Annotated in this window: 27 protein-coding genes and 2 pseudogenes; 10 read left to right on the top strand and 19 right to left on the bottom strand. The window is 72.2% G+C overall.

Annotation, left to right across the window (positions count from 1 at the left end):
* On the bottom strand, positions 1–1,587 hold the full coding sequence (locus tag OHA91_RS35945; protein WP_328740770.1) for a molybdopterin-dependent oxidoreductase: 1,587 nt from the start codon (positions 1,585–1,587) through the stop codon (positions 1–3).
* 313 nt (positions 1,588–1,900) lie between these two features.
* On the opposite strand from OHA91_RS35945, the pseudogene OHA91_RS35940 reads away from it, so the two are divergent.
* The 4 genes and pseudogenes from OHA91_RS35940 to OHA91_RS35925 all read left to right on the top strand — a co-directional run.
* A pseudogene (locus OHA91_RS35940) lies at positions 1,901–2,037 on the top strand (sigma factor-like helix-turn-helix DNA-binding protein); the annotation flags it as partial.
* Positions 2,034–2,192, top strand: coding sequence for an anti-sigma factor domain-containing protein (locus OHA91_RS35935; protein WP_381621483.1), 159 nt, complete (start codon positions 2,034–2,036; stop codon positions 2,190–2,192). The pseudogene OHA91_RS35940 and the gene OHA91_RS35935, both read left to right, overlap by 4 nt.
* 71 nt (positions 2,193–2,263) lie before the next feature.
* The gene (locus OHA91_RS35930) at positions 2,264–2,746 is read left to right on the top strand and encodes a peroxiredoxin (RefSeq protein WP_266505183.1); all 483 of its coding nucleotides are present in this window, start codon (positions 2,264–2,266) and stop codon (positions 2,744–2,746) included.
* Positions 2,747–2,974: 228 nt separating this feature from the next.
* A complete protein-coding gene (locus OHA91_RS35925) occupies positions 2,975–4,246 on the top strand; it encodes an SAM-dependent methyltransferase (protein ID WP_266505186.1) in 1,272 nt (423 codons plus the stop codon).
* Between the two features lie 62 nt (positions 4,247–4,308).
* Here the strand turns inward: OHA91_RS35925 and OHA91_RS35920 are convergent, their stop codons facing one another.
* The 3 genes from OHA91_RS35920 to OHA91_RS35910 form a co-directional block, all read right to left on the bottom strand.
* A complete protein-coding gene (locus OHA91_RS35920; RefSeq protein WP_031147902.1) occupies positions 4,309–5,208 on the bottom strand; it encodes an inorganic polyphosphate kinase in 900 nt (299 codons plus the stop codon).
* Entirely contained in the window at positions 5,205–6,218 is a 1,014-nt protein-coding gene (locus tag OHA91_RS35915; protein ID WP_031147901.1) for an SPFH domain-containing protein, read from the bottom strand. Before OHA91_RS35915 ends, OHA91_RS35920 begins: the two co-directional genes overlap by 4 nt.
* A gap of 205 nt (positions 6,219–6,423) precedes the next feature.
* Positions 6,424–6,585 (bottom strand): hypothetical protein, encoded by a 162-nt coding sequence (locus OHA91_RS35910; protein ID WP_158714738.1) that lies wholly within the window; start codon positions 6,583–6,585, stop codon positions 6,424–6,426.
* 39 nt (positions 6,586–6,624) lie between these two features.
* On the opposite strand from OHA91_RS35910, the gene OHA91_RS35905 reads away from it, so the two are divergent.
* Entirely contained in the window at positions 6,625–7,152 is a 528-nt protein-coding gene (locus OHA91_RS35905) for a 2'-5' RNA ligase family protein (protein WP_266505193.1), read from the top strand.
* Positions 7,153–7,539: 387 nt separating this feature from the next.
* On the opposite strand, the gene OHA91_RS35900 is transcribed toward OHA91_RS35905, so the two are convergent.
* The 6 genes from OHA91_RS35900 to OHA91_RS35870 form a co-directional block, all read right to left on the bottom strand.
* On the bottom strand, positions 7,540–7,878 hold the full coding sequence (locus tag OHA91_RS35900; protein WP_031147899.1) for a hypothetical protein: 339 nt from the start codon (positions 7,876–7,878) through the stop codon (positions 7,540–7,542).
* Positions 7,879–8,186: 308 nt separating this feature from the next.
* The gene (gene tpg, locus OHA91_RS35890) at positions 8,187–8,741 is read right to left on the bottom strand and encodes a telomere-protecting terminal protein Tpg (protein WP_328740767.1); all 555 of its coding nucleotides are present in this window, start codon (positions 8,739–8,741) and stop codon (positions 8,187–8,189) included.
* A 76-nt stretch (positions 8,742–8,817) separates the two neighbouring features.
* Entirely contained in the window at positions 8,818–10,893 is a 2,076-nt protein-coding gene (gene tap / locus OHA91_RS35885; RefSeq protein ID WP_328740766.1) for a telomere-associated protein Tap, read from the bottom strand.
* 23 nt (positions 10,894–10,916) lie between these two features.
* Positions 10,917–11,297, bottom strand: coding sequence for a hypothetical protein (locus tag OHA91_RS35880; RefSeq protein WP_266505199.1), 381 nt, complete (start codon positions 11,295–11,297; stop codon positions 10,917–10,919).
* A gap of 142 nt (positions 11,298–11,439) precedes the next feature.
* Positions 11,440–11,607 (bottom strand): hypothetical protein, encoded by a 168-nt coding sequence (locus tag OHA91_RS35875; protein ID WP_328740765.1) that lies wholly within the window; start codon positions 11,605–11,607, stop codon positions 11,440–11,442.
* 61 nt (positions 11,608–11,668) lie between these two features.
* Positions 11,669–11,887 carry a hypothetical protein gene (locus OHA91_RS35870; protein ID WP_328740764.1) on the bottom strand — a complete coding sequence of 73 codons (219 nt, stop codon included), beginning with the start codon at positions 11,885–11,887 and terminating at the stop codon, positions 11,669–11,671.
* Positions 11,888–12,065: 178 nt separating this feature from the next.
* On the opposite strand from OHA91_RS35870, the gene OHA91_RS35865 reads away from it, so the two are divergent.
* The gene (locus tag OHA91_RS35865) at positions 12,066–12,464 is read left to right on the top strand and encodes a hypothetical protein (RefSeq protein WP_051893076.1); all 399 of its coding nucleotides are present in this window, start codon (positions 12,066–12,068) and stop codon (positions 12,462–12,464) included.
* Positions 12,465–12,648: 184 nt separating this feature from the next.
* Here the strand turns inward: OHA91_RS35865 and OHA91_RS35860 are convergent, their stop codons facing one another.
* A complete protein-coding gene (locus OHA91_RS35860) occupies positions 12,649–14,250 on the bottom strand; it encodes a vWA domain-containing protein (RefSeq protein ID WP_328740763.1) in 1,602 nt (533 codons plus the stop codon).
* A gap of 469 nt (positions 14,251–14,719) precedes the next feature.
* Here OHA91_RS35860 and OHA91_RS35855 point away from each other — a divergent pair, with 469 nt between their 5' ends.
* A complete protein-coding gene (locus OHA91_RS35855) occupies positions 14,720–16,279 on the top strand; it encodes a fused MFS/spermidine synthase (protein WP_408059214.1) in 1,560 nt (519 codons plus the stop codon).
* Between the two features lie 79 nt (positions 16,280–16,358).
* Here OHA91_RS35855 and OHA91_RS35850 read toward each other — a convergent pair.
* A pseudogene (locus OHA91_RS35850) lies at positions 16,359–16,886 on the bottom strand (iron chelate uptake ABC transporter family permease subunit); the annotation flags it as partial.
* A 169-nt stretch (positions 16,887–17,055) separates the two neighbouring features.
* On the opposite strand from OHA91_RS35850, the gene OHA91_RS35845 reads away from it, so the two are divergent.
* On the top strand, positions 17,056–17,784 hold the full coding sequence (locus OHA91_RS35845) for a hypothetical protein (protein ID WP_328740761.1): 729 nt from the start codon (positions 17,056–17,058) through the stop codon (positions 17,782–17,784).
* A 94-nt stretch (positions 17,785–17,878) separates the two neighbouring features.
* On the opposite strand, the gene OHA91_RS35840 is transcribed toward OHA91_RS35845, so the two are convergent.
* Positions 17,879–18,202, bottom strand: a complete 324-nt coding sequence (locus tag OHA91_RS35840) for a hypothetical protein (RefSeq protein ID WP_328740760.1) — start codon at positions 18,200–18,202, stop codon at positions 17,879–17,881.
* A 39-nt stretch (positions 18,203–18,241) separates the two neighbouring features.
* On the opposite strand from OHA91_RS35840, the gene OHA91_RS35835 reads away from it, so the two are divergent.
* Positions 18,242–18,646 (top strand): hypothetical protein, encoded by a 405-nt coding sequence (locus tag OHA91_RS35835; RefSeq protein WP_328740759.1) that lies wholly within the window; start codon positions 18,242–18,244, stop codon positions 18,644–18,646.
* Between the two features lie 388 nt (positions 18,647–19,034).
* Positions 19,035–19,472 carry a subtilase-type protease inhibitor gene (locus tag OHA91_RS35830; RefSeq protein WP_266505215.1) on the top strand — a complete coding sequence of 146 codons (438 nt, stop codon included), beginning with the start codon at positions 19,035–19,037 and terminating at the stop codon, positions 19,470–19,472.
* A gap of 110 nt (positions 19,473–19,582) precedes the next feature.
* Here the strand turns inward: OHA91_RS35830 and OHA91_RS35825 are convergent, their stop codons facing one another.
* From OHA91_RS35825 to OHA91_RS35800, 6 genes are all read right to left on the bottom strand, one after another.
* Entirely contained in the window at positions 19,583–20,032 is a 450-nt protein-coding gene (locus OHA91_RS35825) for an SRPBCC family protein (RefSeq protein ID WP_031149587.1), read from the bottom strand.
* Between the two features lie 211 nt (positions 20,033–20,243).
* Positions 20,244–21,209: an LLM class F420-dependent oxidoreductase gene (locus tag OHA91_RS35820; RefSeq protein WP_031149585.1), complete on the bottom strand. Its 966-nt coding sequence runs from the start codon at positions 21,207–21,209 to the stop codon at positions 20,244–20,246.
* A 36-nt stretch (positions 21,210–21,245) separates the two neighbouring features.
* On the bottom strand, positions 21,246–22,628 hold the full coding sequence (locus OHA91_RS35815; RefSeq protein WP_328740757.1) for a mycothione reductase: 1,383 nt from the start codon (positions 22,626–22,628) through the stop codon (positions 21,246–21,248).
* A gap of 9 nt (positions 22,629–22,637) precedes the next feature.
* On the bottom strand, positions 22,638–22,949 hold the full coding sequence (locus tag OHA91_RS35810; RefSeq protein ID WP_328740756.1) for a DUF3253 domain-containing protein: 312 nt from the start codon (positions 22,947–22,949) through the stop codon (positions 22,638–22,640).
* Positions 22,949–23,275, bottom strand: a complete 327-nt coding sequence (locus OHA91_RS35805) for a DUF6479 family protein (RefSeq protein ID WP_328740755.1) — start codon at positions 23,273–23,275, stop codon at positions 22,949–22,951. The genes OHA91_RS35810 and OHA91_RS35805 overlap by 1 nt, the downstream gene beginning before the upstream one ends.
* A 423-nt stretch (positions 23,276–23,698) precedes the next feature.
* Positions 23,699–25,420 (bottom strand): thiamine pyrophosphate-dependent enzyme, encoded by a 1,722-nt coding sequence (locus OHA91_RS35800; protein WP_031149577.1) that lies wholly within the window; start codon positions 25,418–25,420, stop codon positions 23,699–23,701.
* Between the last annotated feature and the right edge of the window lie 3 nt (positions 25,421–25,423).

The following is a 25,423-nucleotide window of genomic DNA, read 5'->3' as shown; positions in this document are numbered from 1 at the left end:
CTAGGGGACGGTGACGAACACGCCGTGCCAGCCGCTCGCCCCGTCGGGGGTCGTCCGCGCCCGCTGTTCGGTCTGGACCTGGCCGGTGCCGTCGGTGGCGCGGACGGTGATCGTGTGTCCGCCGGGGGTGGCCTGCCACGGGTACGACCACTGCCGCCAGGTGTCGACGCCCGCCTGGACAGCCAGGTCGGCCTCCTTCCAGGGGCCGTCGTCGATCCGGACCTCGACGCGGGTGATGCCGCGGCCCTGGGCCCATGCGACGCCGGCGACCATGACCGTGCCGGCGGCGGGGCGTGCGAAGGGCTTGGGGGTGTCGATGCGGGACTGGGTCTTGATCGGTGCGCGGCGCGCCCACTTCCGCTTCACCCAGTACGGGTCGTAGGCGTCGAAGGTGGTGAGCTCGATGTCGGTGATCCACTTGCACGCCGACACGTACCCGTACAGGCCCGGCACGAGCATGCGGACGGGGAAGCCGTGGTCGAACGGGAGCGGTTCGCCGTTCATCCCGACCGCGAGCATCGCGTCGCGGCCGTCCATGACGTCCTCGACCGGCGATCCGAGCGTCATGCCGTCCACGGAACGGGCCACCAGCTGATCGGCGTCGCCGCCCTTCGACGGCGGTTCCACCCCGCACTCGGCCAGCAGGTCGGCCAGCCGTACGCCGAGCCAGCGGGCGGTGCCGAGGTAGGGGCCGCCGACCTCGTTCGAGACGCAGGTCAGGGTGATGTCCCGTTCGATGAGCGGGCGTGCCAGGAGCTCGCCGAGGGTGTAGGTACGGGGCCTGCCGACGCCCTTGCCGTGGATGCGCAGCCGCCAGGTGCCGGCGTCGACCATGGGGACGGCGAGTGCTGTGTCGACGCGGTAGAAGTCCCGGACGGGCGTGGTGAAAGGGCTGATGCCGTCCACCATCAGCCGGGTGCCGGCCGGAACCGCGGGAGCGGGAGAGGCCGGGGCGGGCAGGCGGAGGGCGTTGCGGGAGGTGACGGCTCCCAGCCCCCGCTGCCCGGACAGCACCTGTCCCAGCGCTCCGGCGGTGGCCGCCGCGGCCGCGGTGGCGGCAGCGGCGTTGAGGAATCCCCGCCGGGTCCAACCGGCCCCGCTGCGGTCGGCCCGGTTCGGCGAGCCGGCGGGATCGGCTCTGCCCGCCAGGAGGTAGAGCACCGCAGCGCCTGCCACCGCGCCCGCCGCCGAGGGCAGGACGTCCGCGGCTCCGCCGCTGTCGGGCCGGCTCAGGGCGGCGGCCCCGCCGATGATCCCGAACGCCAGCACCCCGGCCGCCCCCGCCCGCCGGTACCGGAGGCCGAGGATGCCCAGGGCGGTCGCGAACAGGCTCAGCAGGACGAGGATGCCGAGTTGGAGGACGAGCTTGTCGTTCTCTCCGAACGTGCGGATCGCGAAGTCCTTCACCGGCGCCGGGGTGCGGTCGATGACCGCGCCCCCGACCACCGTCACCGGTCCGGCCGCGGGCCGCACCAGGGCGGCCGTCAGCTGGGCCACCGCCAGCGCGGTGGAGCCGGCCAGCAGGCCCGACAGTGCCCCGAGGCCGGCCCGGGCGAGTGTGGTGCGGAAGCTGCTCACACCCGGCATTCGTCGGCACCCATCGGGCGGATTGGCCCGTCACCCGAACGAATGGGTCCCGGTGAACGTCCCAGGCCCTGCCCTCATCCGGTCCTCCGCGGTCCCCGGGCTTCCGGCCGGTCCGGAGAGGCGGGTTCACTCGCGTGGGGGAAACGAGCGGCCGCCCGCGTGACGAGTTGCCCTCCCATCCGCACGAACGTCCGCTCCGAAGAACCGTTCACACCCACCCCTTGGCCCTGCACCGGACCGGCAATGGACGAAGGACTCATATGCGATGGACACGCCGCCCCCGGCCGGACGGCCGGCCCAGGCCGGGGGCCCGGCACTCGCCCTGGCCTACTACCGCGGCCTGACCTACCGTGAGGTCGCCCAAGCCCTGCGCACACCGCTTCCGACCATCGGACACGCATGCGCGACGGGCTGATCCGGCTCCGCGACTGCATGGGGGTGACCACATGAACCTGCACCACACCGACGTCCACAACGGCGACGGAACCGTCCCCCTCCAGGGCGGAGCGGCCACCGCCACCGCGGTCGGCCTCACCGTCGAACCCGCCGGAGGATCCTCCCGGCCCACCACCGATCCCCTGCTGCTGATGGCCCTGCCCGCCTGACGGGAACCGCAGCGACCCACCACGTTCTGCGGGCAACCAGTGCCTGCAGCCGAATCACAGAAGGAGGGCGCATGCCCAGCACCCCGAAGATCGGGGACGTCCCCGGCGAGTTCCGCCTGTCCGGCGGGCAACTCAGCGGAGGGGCCTTTCACCTCGGCGACTACAGCCTCCACGAGCAGCGCGGAAACCCCGTGGTCCTCGCCTTCTACCCCGGCGACGACACACCCGTCTGCACCGCGCAGCTGTGCTCCTACTCCGACGGACTGGAGCAGTTGCAGTCCGCGGGGGCAGTGGTGTGGGGGATCAGCGCCCAAGGCATCGACAGCCACGAGCGGTTCGCCCGGGCCAGGCAGCTGCGGATGCCGCTCCTGTCCGACCCGGACCGGGCCGTGGCACGGTCCTTCGGAATCACCGCGCCCCTGATCGGACTGAGGCGTTCGGTGTTCATCATCGACGCGGGTGGCCGCCTGCACTGGAAACACGTCACGGCCGTGGGCGCCACCTTCCCACCGGCGGCGGCCCTGGCCTCGCAACTGGCCACCCTGCCCGTCTGAACCCGTCAGCGCGGCGGCCACCGGCCCGCCGACCCGCCGACCCGCCACCCGTCACCCGTCACCCGTCACCCGTCACCGGCAATCCGCCCGGCCTTCGACTGCGAAGTACGGGTGGAACGGCCGCGCACCAGCGGCGTGTCGAGTGGCGGGAGCAGTTGTGGCGGGAGCGGTTGTGGCAGAACACCGGAAGACGGCGGTCGCCGACGTTGACGTTGTAGGGGACGGCCGATGAAGCCCGCGGCGACACGTCTCGCCGCTCTGTTGAGTCACTTCTTCACCGGCCCCCTCCCCGTACGACTGCGCGACTGGGACGGCGCTGAGGCCGGGCCCGCCGACGCGCCCCTGGTCGTACTGCGCTCCCCCGACGCCCTGCGCCGCCTGCTCTGGCAGCCCGGTGAGCTGGGCCTCGCCGAGGCCTACGTCAGCGGCGACCTCGACGTGGAGGGCGACCTCGCCACCGCCCTCTCCCGGGCCGGCCGGGCCGTGCGTGAGCAGGGGGTCGTACGTCCGCGTCCGGCCCGGCTGGCGGCGGCCGCAGCCCTCGCCGTCGGACTGGGCGCGGCCTCCTTGCCCCCACGCCGGCCGGACGGGCGCGCGCGGCTCACCGGCCGTCTGCACAGCTCTTCCCGGGACCGCGCCGCGATCAGCCACCACTACGACGTGTCCAACGCCTTCTACGCGCTGCTCCTCGACGAGTCGATGGCGTACTCGTGCGCGTACTGGGCCCGGCCCGCCGACGCAACGTACGGTCTGGCCGAGGCCCAGCGGGACAAGCTGGAGCTGATCTGCCGCAAGCTCGGACTGCGGGCCGGCGATCGGCTCCTGGACGTCGGGTGCGGCTGGGGCTCCCTCGCCGTGCACGCCGCCCGGGAACACAAGGTGCGCGTCACCGCGGTCACCCTCTCCCGGCAGCAGCGGGACTTCGTGGCCGAGCGGGCCGTCCGCGAGGGCGTGGCCGGACAGGTGGAGGTCCAGCTGAGGCACTGGCGCCACATCGACGGCGGAGGGTACGACGCGGCCTGCGCCGTCGAGATGGGCGAACACGTCGGCGACGCCGAGTACCCCGCCTTCGCCACCAAGCTGCACGACGCACTGCGCCCCGAGGGCCGGCTCCTGATCCAGCAGATGTCACGCGGCGCCGACGCACCCGGCGGAGGACCCTTCATCGAGTCGTACATCGCACCCGACATGCACATGCGGCCCGTCGGCCGCACCACCGACATGCTGGAGGCCGCCGGACTGGAGATCCGCAGTGTCGAATCCCTGCGCGAGCACTACGCGGCCACCATCGACGCCTGGCGCACCCGTCTCGAAGACCGCTGGTCCGAGGTCGAAGACCTCGTCGGCGAGACCACCGGTCGGGTGTGGCGCCTCTACCTGGCCGGCGCCTCGCCGGCCTTCGCCGAACGCCGCATGGGCGTCGACCAACTCCTTGCGGTACGCCCCACCCTCGACGGCGGTTCAGGCATGCCCGCCACTCCCGCCGCCTGGTACCCGTAGGAAAGTCGCCGGTGAGCGGAACGTCGGGGTCGCGGCGCGCTGGGCCGGGTGGGGCGCTGCGCCTACGTCACCAGGCGCAGCGCCGTCCCCGCGATGCCCAGCCGTACGCTCTGGCCCCACGTCAGCTCCAGGGCGTCGCGTTCCATCCCGTCGCCGAACACCACGATCCGGTCCGACTCCACGGTCAGCTGCAGCCCCTGCCCCCGCCCCAGCTCACCCGCTACCTTCGTCGTTCCGGACGTCGGAGAGGGCCAGGCCTCCCGTACGAACCACAGGAGCCGCCGTTCGCAGGGCGCGGGCAGCTCGGCGCGGCTGCCGCGCTCCAGCCACAGGGAACGCAGCCAGCCGGTGGCGCCCGTTCCGGTGCCCACCAGCACCCCGGAGGATGCCTGTGCCTCGCCCGGGCCCTTGTCGCCGTCGGAACCCAGGCGGTAGCGGGCCGTCTGGTGACCGGGTGAGCCCAGGTAGATCTCGTTCAGGGCGAGGAGGCGCTGGGTGTCGTCGGCGACGGCCTCGACCATGGTCAGCTCCTCTGCCCCGCTCCCGGCAGTGGTCGCCGCACGCAACAGGGCGGCCGCGTCGGTGCAGCGGTGACGGACCAGGATCCCCGGGTTGCGCCCCGGGTCGGTGTCGATGCCCACCACCGGCTGTCCGTCCAGATACTTCGCGGTGTTGGCGACCAGGCCGTCCTGGCCGACCACGACCACCACGTCCTCCGGGGCGAACAGGAAGCGGTCCAGGTCCGCCCGCTCCACCCGGGAGCTGCGCCAGGTGAGCGGTACCGCCGCCGCCACTTCCCGCAGTGCGTGCTGCGTGCGCTCGTGGCGGCGGAGCACCTCGTCGATCGACCGGCCCCGGCTGGACAGGAAGAACGCGGCCTGCCCGTGCGTCCCGTGCCGGGCGAGCAGTTCCTCGTACTCGGTCCTGCGGTGCACGAGCACCGCCCGCGGGGCGAGGCTCACGCGCCCGAGCCGCCTTCCGGACGTCCGAGCCTGCCGAGGAGGCCGGTGAGGACGTCGGGCGAGAGCGTGATGCTCTCGATCCGCGGCAGGTTCTCCGCCAGCCGGGTCGCCGCCAGGGCGTGCAACGTGCCCGGGTCGACCTCGCCGTGCACCCGCAGCCAGGCGGCCTGGGCCTCGGCGCGCGCCGCGCCCGTCTCGCGCTCCGCCTCGGCGTCCGCGCGGGCCAGGCGGACCTTGCGGGCCGCCTCGGTCTCGGTCCGGATGCCGTCGGCCGCCGCCTTCTCCTCGGCCTCGCGGCGGGCGTTGGTGCCGCGCTGGTCGATCAGCTGCTCCTCGCGCCTGGCCAGTTCGATCTGGCTGGCCAGCTCGTTCTCGGCGATGGCGCGCTCGCGCTCGACGGCGACGGCCCGGCGTTCGTAGGTGGCCCGGTCCGCCTCCTGCTGGATCTGCTCGCGGGCCGGGGTGCGCAGGGCGCGCTCCACCTCGGCCTCGGGACGGATCGCCACGACCCGCACGGCCACCACGTCGATGCCGGTGGCCGGGAGCCTGGGCTCGGCGGCGAGGCCGGCGGCGACGTTCGTCCGCACGGAGGCGACGCCGTCCACCAGGGCGACGGCCAGCGGGGTGCGGGCCAGTACGTCCAGCGCGTGCTGCTGAGCGGTCTCGGTGAGGAGCGTGGCGATCTGCTCCAAGGGGGCCCCGCGCCAGCTCCCGGTGTCCGGGTCGACGGAGAAGTCGAGTCGGGCCGCGGCTTCGGCCGGGTCGCTGATCCGGTAGGTGACGGTGGCCTGCACGGCGACGTCCTGGAAGTCGGACGTACGGGCGTGGAACGCCATGGCCAGTTCCCGGTCGTCGACCGGGACTTCGGACAGCGCCGCCGACAGCGAGCGGTACCAGAAACTGAGCCCCCGCCCATCGTGGACGAGTCGGCCGCGCCGGTGGTGGCGGATGTGCGTGGTGGGCGCGGAGCGCAGATGACGCCAGCCGAAGCGCCGGGTGATGTCGGCCATGACGGCCCCCCTTCATTTCGTCAGTGCGACGATAAAGGAACGCCCCCCATATCGTCAAGAGGACGAAAAGAGGGGTGAGGGGAAGGCAGGAGGGCGGGGACGCCCACCCGCGCCTGGCACACGAAGGTCCCCACCGCCCGGCCTCCAGGGCACCAACTGCTGCACCTGCGCGCCGGCACCGGCACCGGCACACACGGCGATGCCGTCAGGCCCGCGCGTACGGGCCCTCGGTCGCCATCGTGTTCTGCATCGCCGTCAGCCTGCGGACGAAGAGGAGGGCGAGGACGCCGGCGACCGTCGTGACCAGGTCCGCGGCGATCCCGAGCTTTCCTGCCATGAGCAGCTCGTCCACGGTCTCGGCCGCCATGGGGCGGGCCGATCCCGGTCGGCCTGCGAGGATGGCGGAATGCCTGATCCAGGGACCACCGCCGTCGTGATTGTTCTGCCCGACGCCGCCCCGCTCCTCGATGCGGCGTGGCGCATCGACCCGGCCCTGGTGCGTCACGGGGTGCCGGCACACGTCTCGCTCCTCTACCCGTTCGTACCGGAATCGGTGCTGACGGTTCAGGACGAGACGAACGTGCGTTCCCTGGCGGCGAGTTTCCCGGCGGCCGATCTGCTCCTGGAGCACGTCGTGACGGAGCCGGGCTTCGTCGCCGTCTCCGTGCCGGAACTCCAGCCGATCGTCGATGCGTTCCACGGCCAGTGGTCCGGATTGCGGCCGTACGGGGGGCGCTTCGGGGCGCGGCCCGCCGCCCATGTCACGGTCGCCACGGGTGCGGGCGACCCGGCAGCCGCCGCCCGTGTCCGCGCCGCGGTCGGGCACCTGTTGCCGCTGCGCACCCGTGCGGCGGCGGTCCAGCTGGTGGTGTTGGCGGAGGACGGCTGGCGGCCGCGGTTCACCGCGCCGCTCGGCGGCCCCGACGGAGCGTGAACACCTCAATGGATGGCCCACGCCGCGGAGCGAAGCGGCCCTGCACCCGCCCACGGCTCCAGCACCCCTTGCGGCCCCTCCCCCTCCGGCCCTCCCTCCCAACCGTCATGCGTACCCGCCGTGATCACTCAGGTGGGATCGGGTGGCGGCAACGAAATCCGGAGCAGGGTCGTCGAGCAGGCGCAGCGCGGCCGCGTTCCAGGGGCAGCGGCGGGCGCGGAGCTCCGTGGGCAGGCCGAGCACGTGAAGGCCGAAGATGTCGTCGGGCTCGCGCGGGATGCCGCGCAGCCGGTCCTGATCTCCGTTTCGGTGCCCGGCAGCCGGCAGTCGACCACTCCCCCACCCGGGAACGGGGTCGGGAGCGGGGTCGGCCGCCCGGGGCCGGCGTCACTTGCGGCTGTGGGTGCGGGTTCCGGCGGCGAGCATGCCCGCTGCCGCGACCGCTCCCAGCCCCCACGCCACGGCCGTGCCCGCGCTGCCCAGGACCACCGGCGTGCCTGCCATCCAGCCGTACAACACGGGCGCGTACAGCAGCGGGAGGGCGGTCGGCATGGGGATCACCACGGCGAGCACCTCGGCGAAGCCGAACGGCTGGGTGCGGCCGCCGGGCAGGGAAAGGGCCCGCCTCACCGCCCAGTGCATGCGGGCCGACGCCCCCAGCGCCGTCGCCGCGACCCCCAGGGGATACCACCAGCTCTCGGCCAGCCAGGCCGCCAGATAGTCCATCCTCCGCATTCTGCCGGGCCCCCGCCGACAAGCCGTCACTCGTCGTCCACGGCGGACCAGGATCAGGATGCGGACCCGGGGCACGCCAGAACTTCGACCCGGACCGCTACCGGGTCGTCCTGTTCGACGAGCGCGGCCGCTACCGCGGTGCGGGCCGCTTCTTCCCCAAGCAGTGGGAACGCTTCCTCGACCGCCATCTGGGCAGCGACACGACCCGCGCCCATGTGCTCGAGGCTCTCGACCGGTTCGCCGGCCGGGGGTGAGGCCGGACAGCCCCGCCGGGTCCTGGTGCGCCGCCGCAGTGGGGGTCAGAAGGAGACGTCGAAGTAGTCGATGTCGGTGAACTCGACCCGGAGCTCGTCGGCTCGGGTTCCGCCGTCCTTGAAGTAGATCTCCTGCAGTCCCTCGGCGACGATCGCCCGCAGTTCGCGGTCGTCGGCGCCCTGGGCGCGGGCGTCGAAGAGGCGCTGGGCGTAGGCGGCGGGGAGGTGGACGGTGAGGCGGCGCACCCGGCCGTCGTCGGTGGTGCCGACGGGCGCGGTGTAGCCGAACCGGGCCCGGGTCTCGACCGTGATGCCGGTGCTGGTGGCGGCCTCCTTGCGGCGGCGGCCGCGTACCACGGGCTGCCAGCGGGCGCGTACGGCTGTGTCGATGCGGTCCGCGACGGGCCTGGGCGGGGTCTTGCGGTCCCCCTTGCGGTAGCGCTCCACCGAGCGCTGGCTGACTCCGAGTTCCGCAGCGACGGCCTTGGTCGTCTTGAGCCGCTTCAGCAGGAAGTTGATCCGGCCCTTGAGGGTCTTGGGCGGCTGTTTGGTGAAGGCCTCCTGGTCGGCACGGATGATGGCGTCCTCGATCTCTCCCACAGCGGGTTCAGCTCCTCAACAAGGGTTCCTGGTCATGCAGCTTGAATGCCGGCTCTATTCGCCTTGAACCCCGGCCCTATTCGCCGTCGTCGAGGACGGCGTCGCCGCCCTTGATGTGGCGGGCGGGGTTGAGGCCCTTCTCCATCAGGTCGACCGCCCACGCCATCTCCTGCACCCCTTCCACCTTGGCCAGACCCGGGGTCGGGCCGAGGCGGAAGCCGCCCATCAGCGGCTTGCCGGACGCCTCGTACGGCAGGAAGTCCAGCGGGGAAGCACCGGGGCTGGGATAGACGACGCAGTCGGAGAGCACCGCGAGGGGGAACAGGCCGGTCAGCTTCACCATGTTGGTGAGCTTGCGGTGCATGTTGACGCGGGCCTTGGAGATGACGGCGGCGCGGATGTCGGGTCGCCAGGTCGGGCGCTGCATGGCGGGCCACGGGTCGCCGTCCCGATAGGTGCGGCCCTGGGGGCGTTCGCGGAGCTTGCCGATACCGCCCTTGACCGTGGCCTTGATCGCCGCGAGGACGGCGGCCATCGCCGGATCGGCCTGTTGGTGGACCTCCATCGCCGCCAGGAATCCGGCGTCGGTGAGATCGGCGGTGACGCCGAGGTCGGCGAGGGTGTCCACGTACGCGGTCTTGAGGCGGTCGTGCCACGGGTCGAGGTAGGCGCCGGTCTCCCGGCGCAGGTAGGCCTCGACGGGGCGGACGTCGTGGCCGAGTTCCTGGGCGTAGGCGAGGGTGTGGGTCTGGTACCAGGCAGGTCCCGTCGGCCGGGTGCCGTCCGGGGTGAACGGCGACGGCAGGCGCGGGTCGAGCTCGATGTGGGAGAGGTCGGCCAGCCAGGAGCCGGGGATCTTCTTGTTGAACACCGGCCGGTGGAAGTGGTCGGGGGCGGACAGGCCCACCACCAGGCGTGCCGCGGCCGCCAGGAAGGCGGTGTTCAGGTCCAGGCCGACCGCGTACGGGAGCAGGCACTCCTCGTCGGAGAGGAGAACGGGGTCGCGGACCCACTGATAGGCCTCCTCGTTGAGGAAGCCCCCGCTCCAGCCGGACCGCACGACGACGGGGTGTTCGGCGATGGCCTCGGGCGGCGCCGGATCCATGGGCTCCGAACCGAGGCTGCCGGGGTTGTGGCCCGACACCCACGTCCCGTTGTCCTGCACGGCCCTGGTGGGCGGGCGCAGGGCGGTCATCAGCTCCAGCCCGGACACCGCGGTGGAGCCGCGCGGGGTGAGGACCCGCTGGGCGTAGACGCCGAGGACGCGGGCGATGTCGGCGGGGTCCATGGCGGCGACGCCGGGCCAGGAACGGGTGTCGAGGGCGTCCCAGGACAGGATCGCGAGCTGCACGCACTGCCGCGCCCTGCCTTCGGCCTTGCGGTAGATCCGGGCCCACGGGCCGAAGCCGCGCTGCGTGAGCTGCCATTTCGCCGCTCCGATCTGCTTCACGACCGGGTGGTCGTCCGCCAGCCGCAGTGAGCGGCGCTCCTCGCGCCCCTCCAGCCGCTCCGGAAGTCCGAGCTTCACGGCGGCGGAGGCGGTGAGCACGATCAGCGGGTCGGAGTCCTTGCCGTTGCGGTTCAGGCGCGCAGCGCCGAGACCGGACTCCTTCAGCGTCCACTCCACCAACTCCGTGATGGTGGCGGCCGGGCAGTCCAGCACGATCCCGTCGACGCCGTACGCACTGCCGTCGCCGTCCAGGACGGCGAGCGGGCCGTGCGGGAACCGGGAATCGGCGGACGCGGCAGTGGCGGCCGTGGCGGCCTTTCTCGGAAGGGGGCGCCGCGATGCCACCGTCGGACGGACCTCGGCCTCGGACGCGGCAACGGCCGGACTGCTGGGCGTGGTCGGCGGGGCGGCCGGCTTCGGTGAGGCGGGGGCAGGGGCCGGGGCCGGAAAGCGCTGGGCCAGGCCTTCGAGGAGGCGCCGATAGGCCTGGAGGCGTTCGGGTTTCGGCTCGGCGCGTCCTTCCTCCCAGGCCTGGATGCTGGGGATGCGTACGCCGAGGGCCTGGGCAACGGCGGCCTGGGTCAGGCCGGCCGCTTCACGGAGGCGGACTCGTTCCGCAGGGGCCGGGAGAAGGTGACCGGCCTCGACGGCGGCAAGGAGGGCGTCCACCGCGGCGAGGGGGTCGGAAGGCTGGCTGCTCATGGATAGGGGTCTCCTGCCTGGTCTTACCGGATGCCCTGGCGGATCTCTTCGAGGCGGGTCACCAGGCGCTGATAGCGCTGGGAGGAGGCCTGGGACGACTTCATCCCCTGGTGGCGGGCGATCTCCCGCCATTCCATCCCGCGGCGCCGGGCCTCGATGACGACCTGTGCCTCCAGCCGGTCGAGTGCCGTACGCATGTCCTCGAACAGGCCCAGAGCAGCGGCGACGTCCTCGTCCGAAGCGCGGTGCTGTTCCGTTCCGCCGCTCCCGGCCGCGCCGGCCAACAGCCCGTCCAGGAAGGCGACGTCACGTTGCAGGCCCTCCGCGAGAGCTCCGTCGACGGGCGGTCGGCCCGCTGGGGCGACCGGCCGGCGGCGGGCGGTGGTCTCGGTGTCGTCCGACATGACGCCATCCTACTCCACAACCCAATGAAACAACGTTCCGTTGTTTCATTGGGTTGGCCGCGCCGAGCAGTGCGCCCGAGTAGGCCGCTCCATCGCACGGATGTGACGGAGTGCTCGAGTCCGCAGGATTGAACGCCTGAGCTCACGAGGTCCAGGGGTAGGCCGGGTCCTCGGTGATCTTCACGTGCTGCGGGGCGTTTCGGGGGAAGGACCAGATGCGGCCCAGGGTGCTGGTGGCGGTCACCGTGGTCGCGTCCAAGGTGACTTCGGCGAACGGATTGGACGAGCAGGAGACCGCGACCCATTCCAAGGTGAGGTGGTCATCGTCCCGGGTCAGGGCGACCCAGCCGATGCTCCCGTGGGCCGACGATTCACCTGCCGAGGCCCGGCTTTCGGCGTAGGCGCACGAGGCGAACATCGTCCCGCATGTCGTGGAGCTGGTCCGCGGGGGAGGATCTCATGAAGCTCATCACCGACAGCGATCCGTCGCCGAACATGATGAAGTCCCCGTAGGGAGCCTCCCGGGCACGCCAACGGTCCTGCACCAGGTCGGCGTTGAGCGTTGCGTCCGAGGAATCCACACCCGTCATGATGGCATCGGGGAACGGCCTGCGGATGGGCTGCCCGGTCGCCCACCGCCATCGGCCGCCCAGGGGTGGCGCCCGGTCGATGAGCGACGGCTCAATCCGCGCCCACCGCACGTCAGCCAACGGCACGACCAGACCAACGATCAGATGATCTGAAGGAAGCGGCCCTACCATCCTCGCCATGGAGGCCAACAGCCGTGCCCACGAGGCCTTCTGCGAGCGGTATGCCCGCCCTGATGGCGTCCACCCCTTCGACCACGACGTTCCCCCCACCGAGGAGGAGCTCGCCGAGTGGCGCATCTGGGCCACGACCGTCTTCCTGCCCAACATCCAGAAGATGCGCGATGTGGTCGTCACGAAGGCCGACCTCCTCATCGAGGAGGAGGTGCCGCCTGTCCTGCTCGTACTGTGCGCCCATGTCGCCGGCTACGAGGTCACCGCTGCGCGCTGGGCATCGGGTGAGTTCGGCGAATACAAGTCCGTCATCCAGTTCCCGGGGCCCGAACTGAAGGAGTACGCCACCACTCGCTTCGCGCGACTCAAGAAGCAGCAGGCCGCGCTCCTCGGTCGGCGGCGGTGAAGCCCGCGGAGGAGCGGCGATGCATTCCAGAGCAGCCATCCGGTGATCTCTTAGCCGGAGCGGCTGCCCACGCCGCAGGTCTGCCCAACGGCCGTTCCCCATCGGGAAGGCCCGGGCACCCACACCGGGCGCCCGCCCCCGGCCGCCGGCCCTCCGCCGCCGACCGCCAGGGGTGGGCCTCCGGTCAGCCCAGCAGTCGGCGGGCCTGCCGCACCGCCTCGGACAGCTGCCGGACCTCGGGGTCCTCGGTCCGCTCGGCCAGCCGGGCGGTCACCTCCGACAGCCTGCCCAGGCCGACCGCGCCCGGAACCGCCTCCCAGCCGCCTCCCCGCTCGCGCAGCGAGGAGGCCAGGTACGCCGCCGCGACCGCGACCTGGAAGCGGGGAGCGGCCTGCTCCCAGCTGCCGCCGGTCAGCGCGGAGGCCTCCACCCGGCCGGACTCCTCGTGCGGAGCCCTGCCGCCGGGGTCGAGCCACCGGACGGTTGCGGTGGCCACGTGTCCGGACGCGCCCGGCCGCAGCCGCACCGCGTACAGCGCGGTCACCGTGTGGCCCGGGCCGACCTCGCCGCCGTCCACGGAGTCGTCGCGGAAGGAGTCGTCGGCCACGCGCCGGTTGTCGTATCCGATCAGCCGGAACCGTTCGACGTTGCGCGGGTCGAAGGAGACCTGCGCCTTGGCGTCGCGGGCTCGCAGTTCGACCTGTGCGGGCAGCTCGTCGCAGAAGACCCTGCGGGCCTCCTCCTCGTCGGAGACGTAGACGGTGTGCCCGTCGCCCTTGTCGACCAGCCGCTCCATGAACGAGTCGTTGTAGTCGCTGCCCACGCCGACCCCGAAGAGGGTGATGCCGTGGTCGCGGCGGGCGCCGTCGATCCGCTCCAGCAGGGCGTCGGCGGAGGTGGTGCCGGTGTTGGCGAGGGCGTCGGACAGCAGGACGACGCGGTTGGTGGCGCCGGCCCGGCGGCCCTCGACGGCGGTGTCGTAGCCGCGGGTGACACCGGCCTCGACGTTGGTGGAGTCGGTGGGGCGCAGCCGGTCGACGACATCGTGCACCCGCCTGCGGTTGCCGTCCAGGCGGGTCATCGGGAGCCGGGTCTCGGCCTTTTCGCTGAAGGCGACGATGGCGACCGAGTCGTCGCCGCGGAGCCGGTCGGTCATCAGGTCCAGGGACTTCCGGACCAGGTCCAGGCGGCCGGGTTCGGCCATCGAACCGGAGATGTCGACGACGAAGGTGAGGGCGGCGGGCGGGCGCCGGTCCTGGCCGAGGCCGGTCCGGGTGGCGAGTCCGACGCGCATCAGGGACCAGCCGGCGGCGTCGGTGCGGGCGCCGTCGACGGTCACGGAGAAGCCGTTGCCGTCAGGCTGCCGGTAGTCCTGTCGGAAGCTGTTGACGAACTCCTCCGGACGGACGGTCGCGGGGTCGGGGAGGTTGCCGTCGGCGAGGGTCCGGCGGGCGTAGCCCCAGCTCGCGGTGTCCACGTCGAGGGCGAAGGTGGAGAGGTAGTCCGCGGGCGGTGCCGCGGTGCGGCGGCCGTCGTCCTCGCCCTCCGCCGTTGCGTCGGCCCTGTCGGCGGTGCCGGGCGAGCCCTGGGCGGGGCCCGGGGCGGGGTTGCCGCCGTGGGTCCGCCGGCCGCCCTCCTGGGAGGTGCCGCTGCTGCGGTCGTGGCCGCTGTCGGAGGCGCTGCACCCGGAGAGCAGCACCGCCCCGGCGGCGAGCACGGCGAGCAGGGCAGGTCTCGCCGGGCGGCGGTTGCGGTCGCGGTCGGGGCTGTGCGTGCGCAACGTCATGGTGTCCCCCTTCGGACGATCGGTGTCTGCGAATGTGACGTTCGGGAGGGCGAGTTGGAGCCGACGAAGGTGTTGCGAACGCGTCTCGAATGGGCAACGGCAGGCGGAACGTCAAGCTCTGGCGGAGATCAGGACACGATGACGTCGCGGAGGGCAACCCCGGCCGAGCACCGAGCGGTCCTGCGGGAACGGGGAAACAAGCGGGATGTCGCCGGCCTGCCCGAAGCACTGCGCGTCCGTCTGCTGGCCCACGCGCGCCGCTCCGGGGACTCCGACAAGCAGGGCCGCGCGGAACGGTGGTTGGCCCCAGGCGGGCATGAGCTCCGCCGGCGCGTCCGGTGGGCGGGGAAGGCGCCGCGATCGGCCGCGGCGTCGATCGGCCTCGATCGGCGTCGGCGTCGGCCTGCTTCACGCCGATACGCTGCGCATTGAGGGTTTTCGCCCTGCTGTCGATGTGCCACGTGCAAGGATGTCGCCCGTGACCGGATCGTCCTCCTCGCCTGTCGCCGCGGGCACGCCTCGCGACCGCGGGCTGGGTCCCCGTACCGCTGCCGTGCTCGTGTTCGGATCGTCGGCCGCGGTCCTGGTGGTGGAGATCGTCGCTCTGCGGCTACTGGCTCCCTACCTCGGCCTCACGCTCGAGACCAGCACCATGGTGATCGGCATCGCCCTCACCGCGATCGCCGCCGGCTCCTGGCTGGGTGGGCGCCTCGCCGACCAGGTCAATCCGCGCCGGCTCATCGGCCCCTCTCTCGGAGTGTCGGGAGCGGCCGTGGCGCTCACCCCTGCCGTGCTGCGCACCACGGCGGAGTGGGCACCGGTGGCTCTCCTGCTGATCGCGGCCCTGACCATCCTCGTGCCGGGCGCCCTGCTCTCCGCGGTGACGCCGATCGTGACGAAGCTGCGCCTCACCGACCTCGCCGAAACCGGGACAGTTGTCGGCCGGCTGTCCGGTGTCGGCACCGTCGGGGCCATCGTCGGAACGGTACTCACCGGCTTCGTCCTCATCGCGCGGTTGCCGGTCAGCGGCATCCTGATCGGCCTCGGAACCCTGCTGGTGGTCGGCTCGGCGCTGGTGGAGTGGCGAACGCGCGGATGGAGCAGCACCCCGGCCCTCGCACTCGCGGTCGTGGCCGGCGGCCTCGCCACCACCGTCGCGCCCGGCGGCTGCGACACGGAGACGAGGTACCACTGCGCGCGGGTCGTCACCGACCCCGATCGGGCCGGCGGCCGCACGCTCGTCCTGGACGGCGTGCGGCACTCCTACGTCGACGTCGACGACCCGACCCACCTGCAGTTCGCGTACGTGCGCGCCATCGCGTCGGTGGTCGATGCCGCCTTTCCCGAAGGTGAGCCGCTGGCTGCCCACCACTTGGGCGGCGGCGGGCTCACCTTCCCCCGCTACCTCGCGGCGACGCGGCCCGGGACGCGGAGCCTCGTGTCCGAGATCGATGGCGGGGTCGTGCGCATCGACCGCGACCGACTGGGCCTGGGGCCGGAAGGCGGTATCGGCGTACGCGTGGAGGACGGCAGGCTCGGCCTGCGGCGGCTGGAGACCGGAAGTCGCGACCTCGTCGTCGGCGACGCCTTCGGGGGCGTGAGCGTGCCGTGGCACCTCACCACGGTCGAAGCGATGACCGACGTACGGCGGGTGCTCAAGGAAGACGGCCTGTACGTCGCCAACCTCATCGATCACGGTGGTCTGGCCTTCGCACGTGCCGAAGTGGCCACCCTCGGCAAGACCTTCGAGCACGTCGCCGTCGTCGGCAAGCCCTCCGACATCGGCCTCGACCCGACCGCCCCTTCCGAGGGAGGCAACCTGGTCGTGCTCGCCTCCGACCGGCCGGTCGACCTCCGCGCGACCCAGGCGGCGCTGGATGCCCGGCAGAACGGCTGGAGGATCACCGCCGGTGACGACCTCGCCTCCTGGATCGGCGATGCCCGACTGCTCACCGACGACCACGCACCCGTCGACCAGCTCCTCCAGGCCTACAGCGCCGATCAGCCTTCTGCGGATCGGCGTCGGTAGCGCGGCTGGAGCAGGGCCGCGTACGGCAGGACCGAGCCGGAGGTACGTCGGGGCCGAGAGGATCCCGCTGTACGAAGCCCTACCGGCTGCGGCTGCGGACGAGGAGGTGGAGGAAGTACGGCGTACCGATCAGGGCCGTCATCAGTCCGGCGCCGATCTGGGTCGGGGCGATCACGGTCCGCCCCACCAGGTCCGCGGTGCAGACGAGTACGGCGTCCAGGAGTACCGCGACGGGGACCACCCTGACGTGGCGGCGTCCCACCAGGGCCCGGGCTGCGTGGGGGGCCACGAGGCCGACGAAACCGATCGTGCCGGCGGCGGCCACGGCGGTGGCGCTGAGCAGGAAGGCCGGGCGGCCGCGCGCCGGGTCCAGGCCGAGGAGCCGGGGGGTGTCCTCGTCGAGCGAGACGAGGTCGAGGTCGGCGCGCCGTTGGACGGCGAGGAACACGCCCACGGCGAGCACCACGGTGAGCGGCACCACATCGGAGGCCGGGAGCACGTCCGCTCCGGCGGTCGTTCCGGCGTCCACCGCCCCGGCGTCCACCACTTCGGCCGCGACCACCCCGGTCCGCCCCCCGCGACCGGCTCCCCACCCCAAACCGACCAGGTTCACCAGGGCCGAGCAGCAGCCGAGCTCCGCGGCCACCCGGCAGCAGGTCCCCGCGACGCCGGCCACGGCGCCGCACACCCAGACCCACCCCCACACCACCACTGCGCCGGCGCCGGCGCCGGCGCCGGTCGAGGAGCGGAAGCCGGGGGTCGCCGAGCAGGTCTCGGTGGAGGACTTCGCGGCGAACTCCGCGCAGGCCCGCTACGAACTGGAGACGGAGCGGGCCGCTCCCCGCAGGTGCCTGCGCCGGGCCGCAAGCCGGTTGAACGACGCCGTGTTCCAGCAGATGGCCGGATCCGTGAAGCTCAACAACAAGGCCCAGGTCATGCCGCATCTCATCGACCAGCTCTGCAGCTGCTTGGAGTGGACCGGCCGGGCACCCATCGCGGTCTTCACCCATGAGGCCCAGGGCAAGGGCGACCTGATGCTCGGCGTCAAGACCGCCGACGCATTGCGCGAGAACTTCCCGCGGACCGAGGCGAACAAGAACGACATCGCACTGCTGACCGCCGAGGCATTGCACAAGAAGCAGCCGGGCGCCTTCGAGGACTCCGGCCACCCGTTCACGGTGCTCGACGGAGCCACTCCCGCCGCTCCGCAACTCGACCCCGGCAAGGCTCCCACCCACGCGATCGTCGCCCCGCAGCTGGCTGCCACCAAGAACTTCCAGAAGAGCGTCGGCACATGGGGCAGCACCGTCTCCTCGACGACCGAGTACTCCAAGAAGGAACCGCTGCCGCCGGGCGCCCCCGGGACCGGCTACACAACCGGACTCGGTGCCGGAGAGGTCGGTATCACCTTCGACGCCGGTCTGGGCGCCTACGAACAGCACCAGGACGGCATCGAGGGCGAGGAGAACAAGCGGGCCGCCCGGTTGGAGAACTCCCGGCGCTGAAGTCCAGGGAGCTCCTGACCGCGCTCTTCCCGGAAGGCCAGGAGCGGGCGGCCAAGGAGTGCGCCGCCGCAGCCACTTCCCGGCTGTACTTCGCCTACTCCGACAAGAGCGCGATGTGGTTCGCGCTCACCGTGGCCGAGGTCGAGAACGGCAACGACAACGACGTGCACGTCGTCCCGTCCTCGCCCACGCAGATGCCGGAGCTCGACGCCACGGTGAAACGCGACCTCGCGGGGCTCGGGGTGGCCAAGGTTCGGCTGGTGGAGGTGTCCGCCCGGAAACAGACCCCGACGGTCACGGTCCATGACACCGGCGGCGCCGGCAAGACGATGCACTGGATCACGACCGACCGGGTCCCGCACGACGACATGCTGACGCTGATCAAGGCGAGCGAGCCGATCGTGATGACGACCGGCAACCAGAGCACCTCCAGGCGCTGTCGGCCGGCAAGACCATCATGTACGAGAGCATCGGCATGGAGCAGAGCAAGGCGTTCCGGCAATCGCTGTACGCGGGCGCCGGGGTCAAGCCGCCGGACATCGAGAGCATCGCCGCCGTCAGCCGGGACTACGACCAGCGGGGTACACGGGGCCCGGGTCAGCCCGAGTTCAAGGCTGCGGCGGCAGCTCTGCAGAACATGCAGCAGGAAGACAGGATGGGGGCTTTCAGCGGCCGGGCCTCCGCCACCAAGGACCTCGGCCGCCGGATCGGCGGACAGCACCTGCGCGACTTCCTGATGAAGACCGGGCTCGCCTCCGAGTTGCAGCGCAAGGAGGAGCAGCTCAGGTCGGACTACCGGAAGGCCGACGCCTACAAGGGCTTCGTCGACCACCTCCTCGGGCTCCCGGCCGGGGAGGAGTAGTTCCCCGGCCCTTCCGGACGTCAGGGCGACCTCAGCGGATGGTCGATCGCGGCCGTTCGCGCCCTTCGTGGAACCGGCTCCCCCAACCGCACGACCGCACTCATCCCGTCACCCTGTGAGCCGCTTCGGCGAACCGCGTACCGCCTCCACCAGGCAGGGGCGTGTCACGGACGACGGCGCACCCCGCCTCCTGAGCCGGGCGAACGCCCGGAAACGTGCCTCGCCAGCTGGGCGAACACCCGCCGGCGATCCGATATGCGAAGGATCTGTCCGTAAATCGACCACCCGTTGGCGACTCTCCTTCGGACCTGCCAGGCTCGTCTTCAGTTGAGCGTCAGATCACAGGCGCCGAACCGTAACCAGCCTTGATTCGAAGGGGAAACTTGTCATGCGCCGCCACGTCATCGCCGTATCCGCCCTCAGTCTCCTCTGCATTGCAGGCACCACGGGGCTCGCGGAAGCTCAACCCGCCGGTGGGCACGGCCCGTCCGCGATGGTCTTCACCGTCGTCCAGGGTTCCGGCGCGCCCACGGACGCGGACACGGACACCGTCGTACGCGCGGCCACCCTCAGCTGCGCCTACACCGCCGAGGGCACCCACCCCGCCCCGCGGGCCGCGTGCGACGCCCTCAACGCCACCGACGGCGAACTCAACCGCCTGCTGGCGGCACCGGACACGTCGCGGGCCTGCCCCATGTACTTCGACCCGGTCACGGTCACCGCGGACGGCGTACTGCACGGCAGGCGCGTCGCCTGGAAGCACACCTTCTCCAACACGTGCGTGATGGCCTCGACCCTGAACGAGAACCCGGTGTACGCGTTCTGACGCCGCACGGCCGACCGTTCGAGCCGGCGAGCGAAACCGACCGGTGCGCGTGAGGGGTTCGGGGTACCGGCGGTCGCCGGTACCCCGAACCCCGTCGTCGGTGCGCGGTGTCAGACCTGACCGCGCCAGCCGCCGGAGGCGGCGCCCCGGTCCTCGATGAAGTGCTTGAAGCGCTTGAGGTCGCCCTTGACCTGCCGATCGACGAAGCCGAGCTTGTCGCCGATGTTCTCCGCCATCCCCTCCGGGTCGAAGTCCATCATGAGCGTGACCTGGGTATGGGAAGGGTCGATGGGCTGGAAGGTCACCAGGCCCGACTGCTCGGTCTCTCCGCCGACGGTGACCCAGGCGACCTTGGTGTCGGGGATCTGCTCGGTGATCTCCGCGTCGAACTCCCGCTCCACGCCGGAAATCTTCGTCACCCAGTGCGTGAGCGTGTCCGTGCGCTGCTCGATCCTCTCCACGCCGTCCATGAACTGCGGGAACGACTCGAACTGCGTCCACTGGTCGTACGCGGTACGAACGGGGACGTTGACCTCGATGGATTCCTTGACCTGCGACATGTCCGACCTCCTGGTGTGTGGGGCCCGCACCTTGTGCGGTCACGGCGTGCGGCCGCGGCCGCTTCCCTGATGCGGGGTGGGGCACTCCATCGGTGCCCTGCTCCCGTGCGCCTGCCCCACCCCGCAAGCGGCACGCACCGAACGGACCGTCTTGCTGGGCCACACAGCCCACCGGCGGCCCTGGTCTGCTCGGCGCTCGGCCCTTTGGCCGTCACAGCTCCGCCAGGGCCGGCAGCAGCTTGGCCTCGGACCAGGCCAGGAAGGATTCCTGCTGGTCACCGCCGATCTGGACCAGGGCGACCTCGTCGAATCCGGCGTCGGCGTACGGGCGTACGGCGTCGACGAAGGCCTCCACGTCGTCGCCGCAGGGGATGGCGTCGGCGACGTCCTCGGGCCTGGTGTACTGCGAGGCCTGGGCGAACCCGGCGGGGCCGGGGAGTTCCGCGTTGACCTTCCAGCCGCCGAGCGCCCAGCGGAACTGCCGGTGGGCCCGGTCCACCGCGGCGTCGGGGTCGGGGTCGTAGGAGACCGGGAGCTGGCCCACGCGCGGTTTGCCCGTGCCGCCGTGCGCGTCGAACGCGGTCAGCAGCTCCTGCTTCGGCTCGGTGGCGATCAGCAGGTCGCCGTACGTGCCGGCGATCTCGCAGGACCGGTCTCCGGACACGGCGATGCCGATCGGGGGCGGGTCGTCGGGGAGGTCCCACAGTCGGGCGTTCTCGACGTCGAAGTGGGTGCCGTGATGGCTGACGTACCCTCCGGCGAACAGCGAGCGGATGATCTCCACGGCTTCTTCGAGCATGTCGAGGCGGACGTGGGCGGCGGGCCAGCCCGCGCCGACGATGTGCTCGTTGAGGTTCTCGCCCGATCCGAGGCCCAGCCGGAAGCGTCCCTCGGACAGGAGCTGCATCGTGGCGGCCTTCTGGGCGATCACCGCGGGGTGGTAGCGGAAGGTCGGGCAGGTCACGTAGGTCATGAGGGGGATCCGCGAGGTGGCCTGCGCGGCGGCTCCCAGGACGCTCCACGCGTACGGGGCGTGCCCTTGGGCCTCCAGCCAGGGGAAGGAGTGGTCGGAGATCACGGAGAAGTCGAATCCCGCCCGTTCCGCCCCCACCACGTGGCCGACCAGTTCCCTGGGTCCGGCTTGCTCGGTCATCATTGTGTATCCGATGTGCACCATATGGTGCGCCTTACCGCTGGGGAGCCCTCGAAACGCTCACCGGCGGGGGGCGAGGTCCAGGTCGAGGAGTGCGTTCTCCACGACCTCGGTCAGTGCGGGATGGATCCAGTACGGGGCACCGGCGAGGGTGGCGGCGTCGATGCCGAGGGCCACGGCCAGCACGAGGGGCTGGATGAGAGCGGGGGCCTGGGCACCCATGAGGTGGGCGCCCAGGAGACGGCCTGAGTCCGGCTCGGCGAGCACCTTGCAGAAGCCGGTGGTGTCCTCCATGGCCCAGCCGTAGGCGGTGTCGGCGTACGCGGCCGTGCCCACCGCGTAGTCCGGTCCCCGGTCGCGGCACTCCTGTTCGGTGAGACCCACCGAGGCGATCTGCGGCTGGGTGAAGACCGCCGCCGGCACCCGCTCGTGGTCGCAGGTGACCAGCTCGTCCGGGTGGCGGAGGTTGTGTGCGACGACCTCCGCCTCACGGTTGGCGACGTGCTTGAGGGGCACCGGCGAGCAGATGTCCCCCAGGGCGAAGACCCCTTCCGCGCTCGTGCGCTGACAGCGGTCGACGATCACCCGGCCGTCGTCGTGGGTGGCGACGCCGGCCGCTTCGAGATCCAGCCGGTCGCTGTTGGGAACCCGGCCCACCGCGACGAGCAGCAGGTCCGCCTCGGCCGTCGAGCCGTCGTCGAGGGTCAGCCGCAGCGCGCCCGGGCGGCCGTCGACCCGCATGAGTTCCCGGCCGAGCCTGAGGTCGTAGCGGGAGCGGACCAGCTCGGTGAACCGCTCGGAGACCGTCTCGTCCTGCGGGCCGAGCAGGCGCCGCTCCTTCTCCACGACGGTGACGGAGCTGCCCGCAGCGGCGAACACCTCGGCCAGCTCCGCGGCGATGTAGCCGCCGCCGAGGATCGCCAGGCGCCGGGGCGGGTCGTCGAGGCGCATGACGGTGTCGGAGGTTTCGTACGGCAGCCCCGAGTCCGCTACGGGCGGGGGGATCAGCGGGCGGCCTCCCGCGGCGACGACGACCTGGGCGGCTCCTATGTCGCGGGCGCCGCCGTCGGACCGCTCGATCCGGAGGGTCCTGGGGCCCGTGAACCGGGCCCGGCCCTCGTACACGGTGATGAAGTCCTGGCCCTCGCGGCCCCTGCGGCCCTTCTCCCGTTCGGCGTCCAGCCGCCGGAAGACCCGGTCGCGCACGGCTCGCCAGCGCACCCCGCCCGGCCCGGCGTCCACGTCGTAGGTTCCGGCATCCCTGACCGTGCGGGCCACTTGGGCGGTGTGGGCCAGCATCTTGCTCGGGATGCATCCGGCGTTCAGGCAGGTCCCGCCGAACCAGCGCTCCTCGACGATGGCCACGTCCAGGTCCGCGAACGAGTCGTCGACGACCGCGTTACCGGATCCGGCACCGATGACGACGAGATCGTGGTGACGCATCGGGCCCGCCTACGCCGACGCGCCGTCGGCGGGAGTCGTCGCCCGTCGGGCGCGCCGTATGCGGATGGGACCCCGCGCTGCGGCCGGGTCGACCGTGCGGCCGCCCTGGGTGATCTCGACCTCGCCGGCCGTGACCAGCCGGCGGGCGGCGCGGCGGGCCGGTTCCATGAGGTCGCGCCAGCCGTCGCCGTCCCCCGCGTACACCGCTCGCGCGGCGTCGGAGGGGCAGATCGTCGCGGTGGGGCCGCGGTGCTCCAGCAGCTTCAAAATGGCCTGCTCCATGTGCCGGCCCGTCGTCTCCTTCCGGCCGGCGCTCGTCATCACCGGTTCGTCCCTTCGGGGTGGTCGCCGCCCTCACGCCGGGAGCCGAGGTTCCCGTCACCCTTCATCTCGTGCGGTGACAGTCTTTCGCCGCCACCGGGGAAAGACTGGGGGTCGGGCTCGCGGTGTTCCTCGACGTGGTGGGGCCGCCGGGCCGTGGGCCGGGAAGGTGCGCCCGGGGGCGGCTCTGCGGCGCGGCGCCGGATGCCCCACCAGACGGCCGCGATGAGGAGCAGGGCGACCACGATGCCCACGGCCAGGAGTCCCGTGCCGGCCGCCCCGGCGGAGAGCTGGACGGAGTGGTGGAGGGAAGACAGGTCCGTCATGGTGATTCCCGCCTTTCGAAGGTGCTCCGGCTGTCAGCGGCGTCTGCCCGCGCACCCGTGGGGGAAACCCGATCAGGCCGCGGTCGGGAAGCGGTGGCCGCGCCGGATGCGGAGCTGTCGACGGCGGCGGCCGCGGCCGCGAGCAGCCGGTCGGCGCCGTTCCGGCCGCCGAGGGGCTGCCGTGCCGGTAGGCCCCGGTCGGCAGGAGCAGCACACGGGGGTCGGGTGCCCCCGCTCCCCCGCCGTCAGCGAGTGGTCCGTGTCGTAGGGCCGTGCGCCCTGGGCGGTGGTCACTTACGCACGGCCCTGCACCAGCGGGCCGGGGCGGCCCTCCGCTGCACCTGCCCCTCTTGACCGGGATAAACCGAATGTCCGGGCATGCCTGCTGGAGGCGGTGGGCCGAACCGGCCGGGCTGCTGCCCGCTACCGCCCAGGAAGGATCTCCTTGGCCTTGGCCACGGCGAAGCCCCAGCCCTGGGCCAGGGTGGGCTTGGCGGGGACGGCGACTTCTTCGGGGTTGGTCAGGACGTCCAGGAGGACCGGCCCGGGGGTCGCCAGGGCACGGCGTACGGTCTCGTCGAGTTCTGCGGGGTCGGTGAGGCGGATGCCGGTGATGCCCAGGGCGGTGGCGACGGCCGCGAAGTCGGGATTGTCGAGTTCGGTGCCGAATTCGGGCAGCCCCACCTGTTCCTGTTCCAGTTTGACCATGCCGAGGCGGCGGTTGTCGAAGACCACGAGCTTCACGGGGAGCCGGTAGGTCTTGATGGTCATCAGGTCGCCGAGCAGCATGCTCAGTCCGCCGTCCCCGCAGAAGGCGACGACCTGGCGGTCGGGTGCCCAGAGCTGGGCGCCGAGGGCCTGGGGCATGGCGTTGGCCATCGAGCCGAGGTTGTAGGAGCCGAGCAGGCGCCGGTCCGCGTGCATGGTGACGAAGCGGGAGAGCCAGACGGTGGCCATTCCGGTGTCGGAGGTGAAGACGGCGTCGTCGGCGGCGTGGGCGTCCAGGGCGGCGGCCAGCGCCTCGGGTCGGATGTCGTGGTCGCGGTTGTCCAGGGCTGCCCGCAGCTTCCCGACCGGCCGGTGTTCCCGGGCCGGGTCGGCCAGCCGCTGCTGTCCCTCCTGCCAGTCGGCGAACCGGTCGACGGCGTCGTCCAGATGCGTGCGGTCCCGGCCTGTCTTGAGGAGCGGGAGAAGCGCTTGCAGTGTGGCGCCGACGTCGCCGGCCAGACCCACGTCCACGGGCGTGCGGCGTCCCAGGTGCTCCTCGCGGGTGTCCACCTGGACGACCTTGGCGCCTTCCGGGTACCAGTCGCGGTAGGGGAAGTCCGTGCCCAGCATCAGCAGGGCGTCGGCGCTGTCGAAGGCGTGGGCGGCCGCGGGGTTGCCGATGAGGCCCGTCTGCCCGACCTGGAAGGGGTTGTCGCCCTCGAAGCCCTCCTTGGCCTTCAGCGTCAGGACCATGGGGGAGGCCAGTGCTTCGGCGGCCCGCAGGACATCGGCACGGGCGCCGCGCGCTCCCTGGCCGACCAGCAGGGTCACCCGGGAGGCGGCGTTGAGCAGGTCGGCGGCGCGGGCGAGGGAGGGGTCGTCGGGACGGGTGACGGCACGGTCGAGCGCGAAGCGTACGGGCCGGTCCTCGGGCAGTTCCTGGTCGCCGATGTCGCCGGGAACGGTCAGTACGGCGACCCCGCCGCGGGTGACGGCGGCCCGGACGGCGGTTTCGAGCGCGCGCGGCATCTGGTCCGGGGAGGTGACGGTGGCCCGGTGAACGGCCACGTCGCGGAAGAGCAGGTCGTTGTCGACCTCCTGGAAGTAGTCGCTGCCGATCTCGGCGAGGGGAACCTGGCCGCAGATCGCGAGGACGGGTGCACGGCTCTTGGCTGCGTCGTACAGACCGTTGAGCAGGTGCACGGAGCCCGGTCCGACCGTGCCCATGCACACCCCGAGGGTGCCGGAGAGCTGAGCCCGGGCGCCCGCCGCGAAGGCCGCGGCCTCCTCGTGCCGGCATCCGACCCACTCCAGGCCGTCGGTGGTGCGGATGGCCTCGGTCAGCGGGTTCAGCGCGTCCCCGACGACGCCGAAGACGTGCCCGACGCCCAGTTCCTGGAGTGCGTCGATGATGACCCGGGCGACGGTGCGTGCCATGTG

Source organism: Streptomyces erythrochromogenes, assembly GCF_036170895.1.
In the GTDB taxonomy this organism is placed as follows: Bacteria; Actinomycetota; Actinomycetes; order Streptomycetales; family Streptomycetaceae; genus Streptomyces; species Streptomyces erythrochromogenes.
Note: the sequence above shows the minus strand (reverse complement) of the source record. Positions and strands in the feature narration are given on the sequence as shown.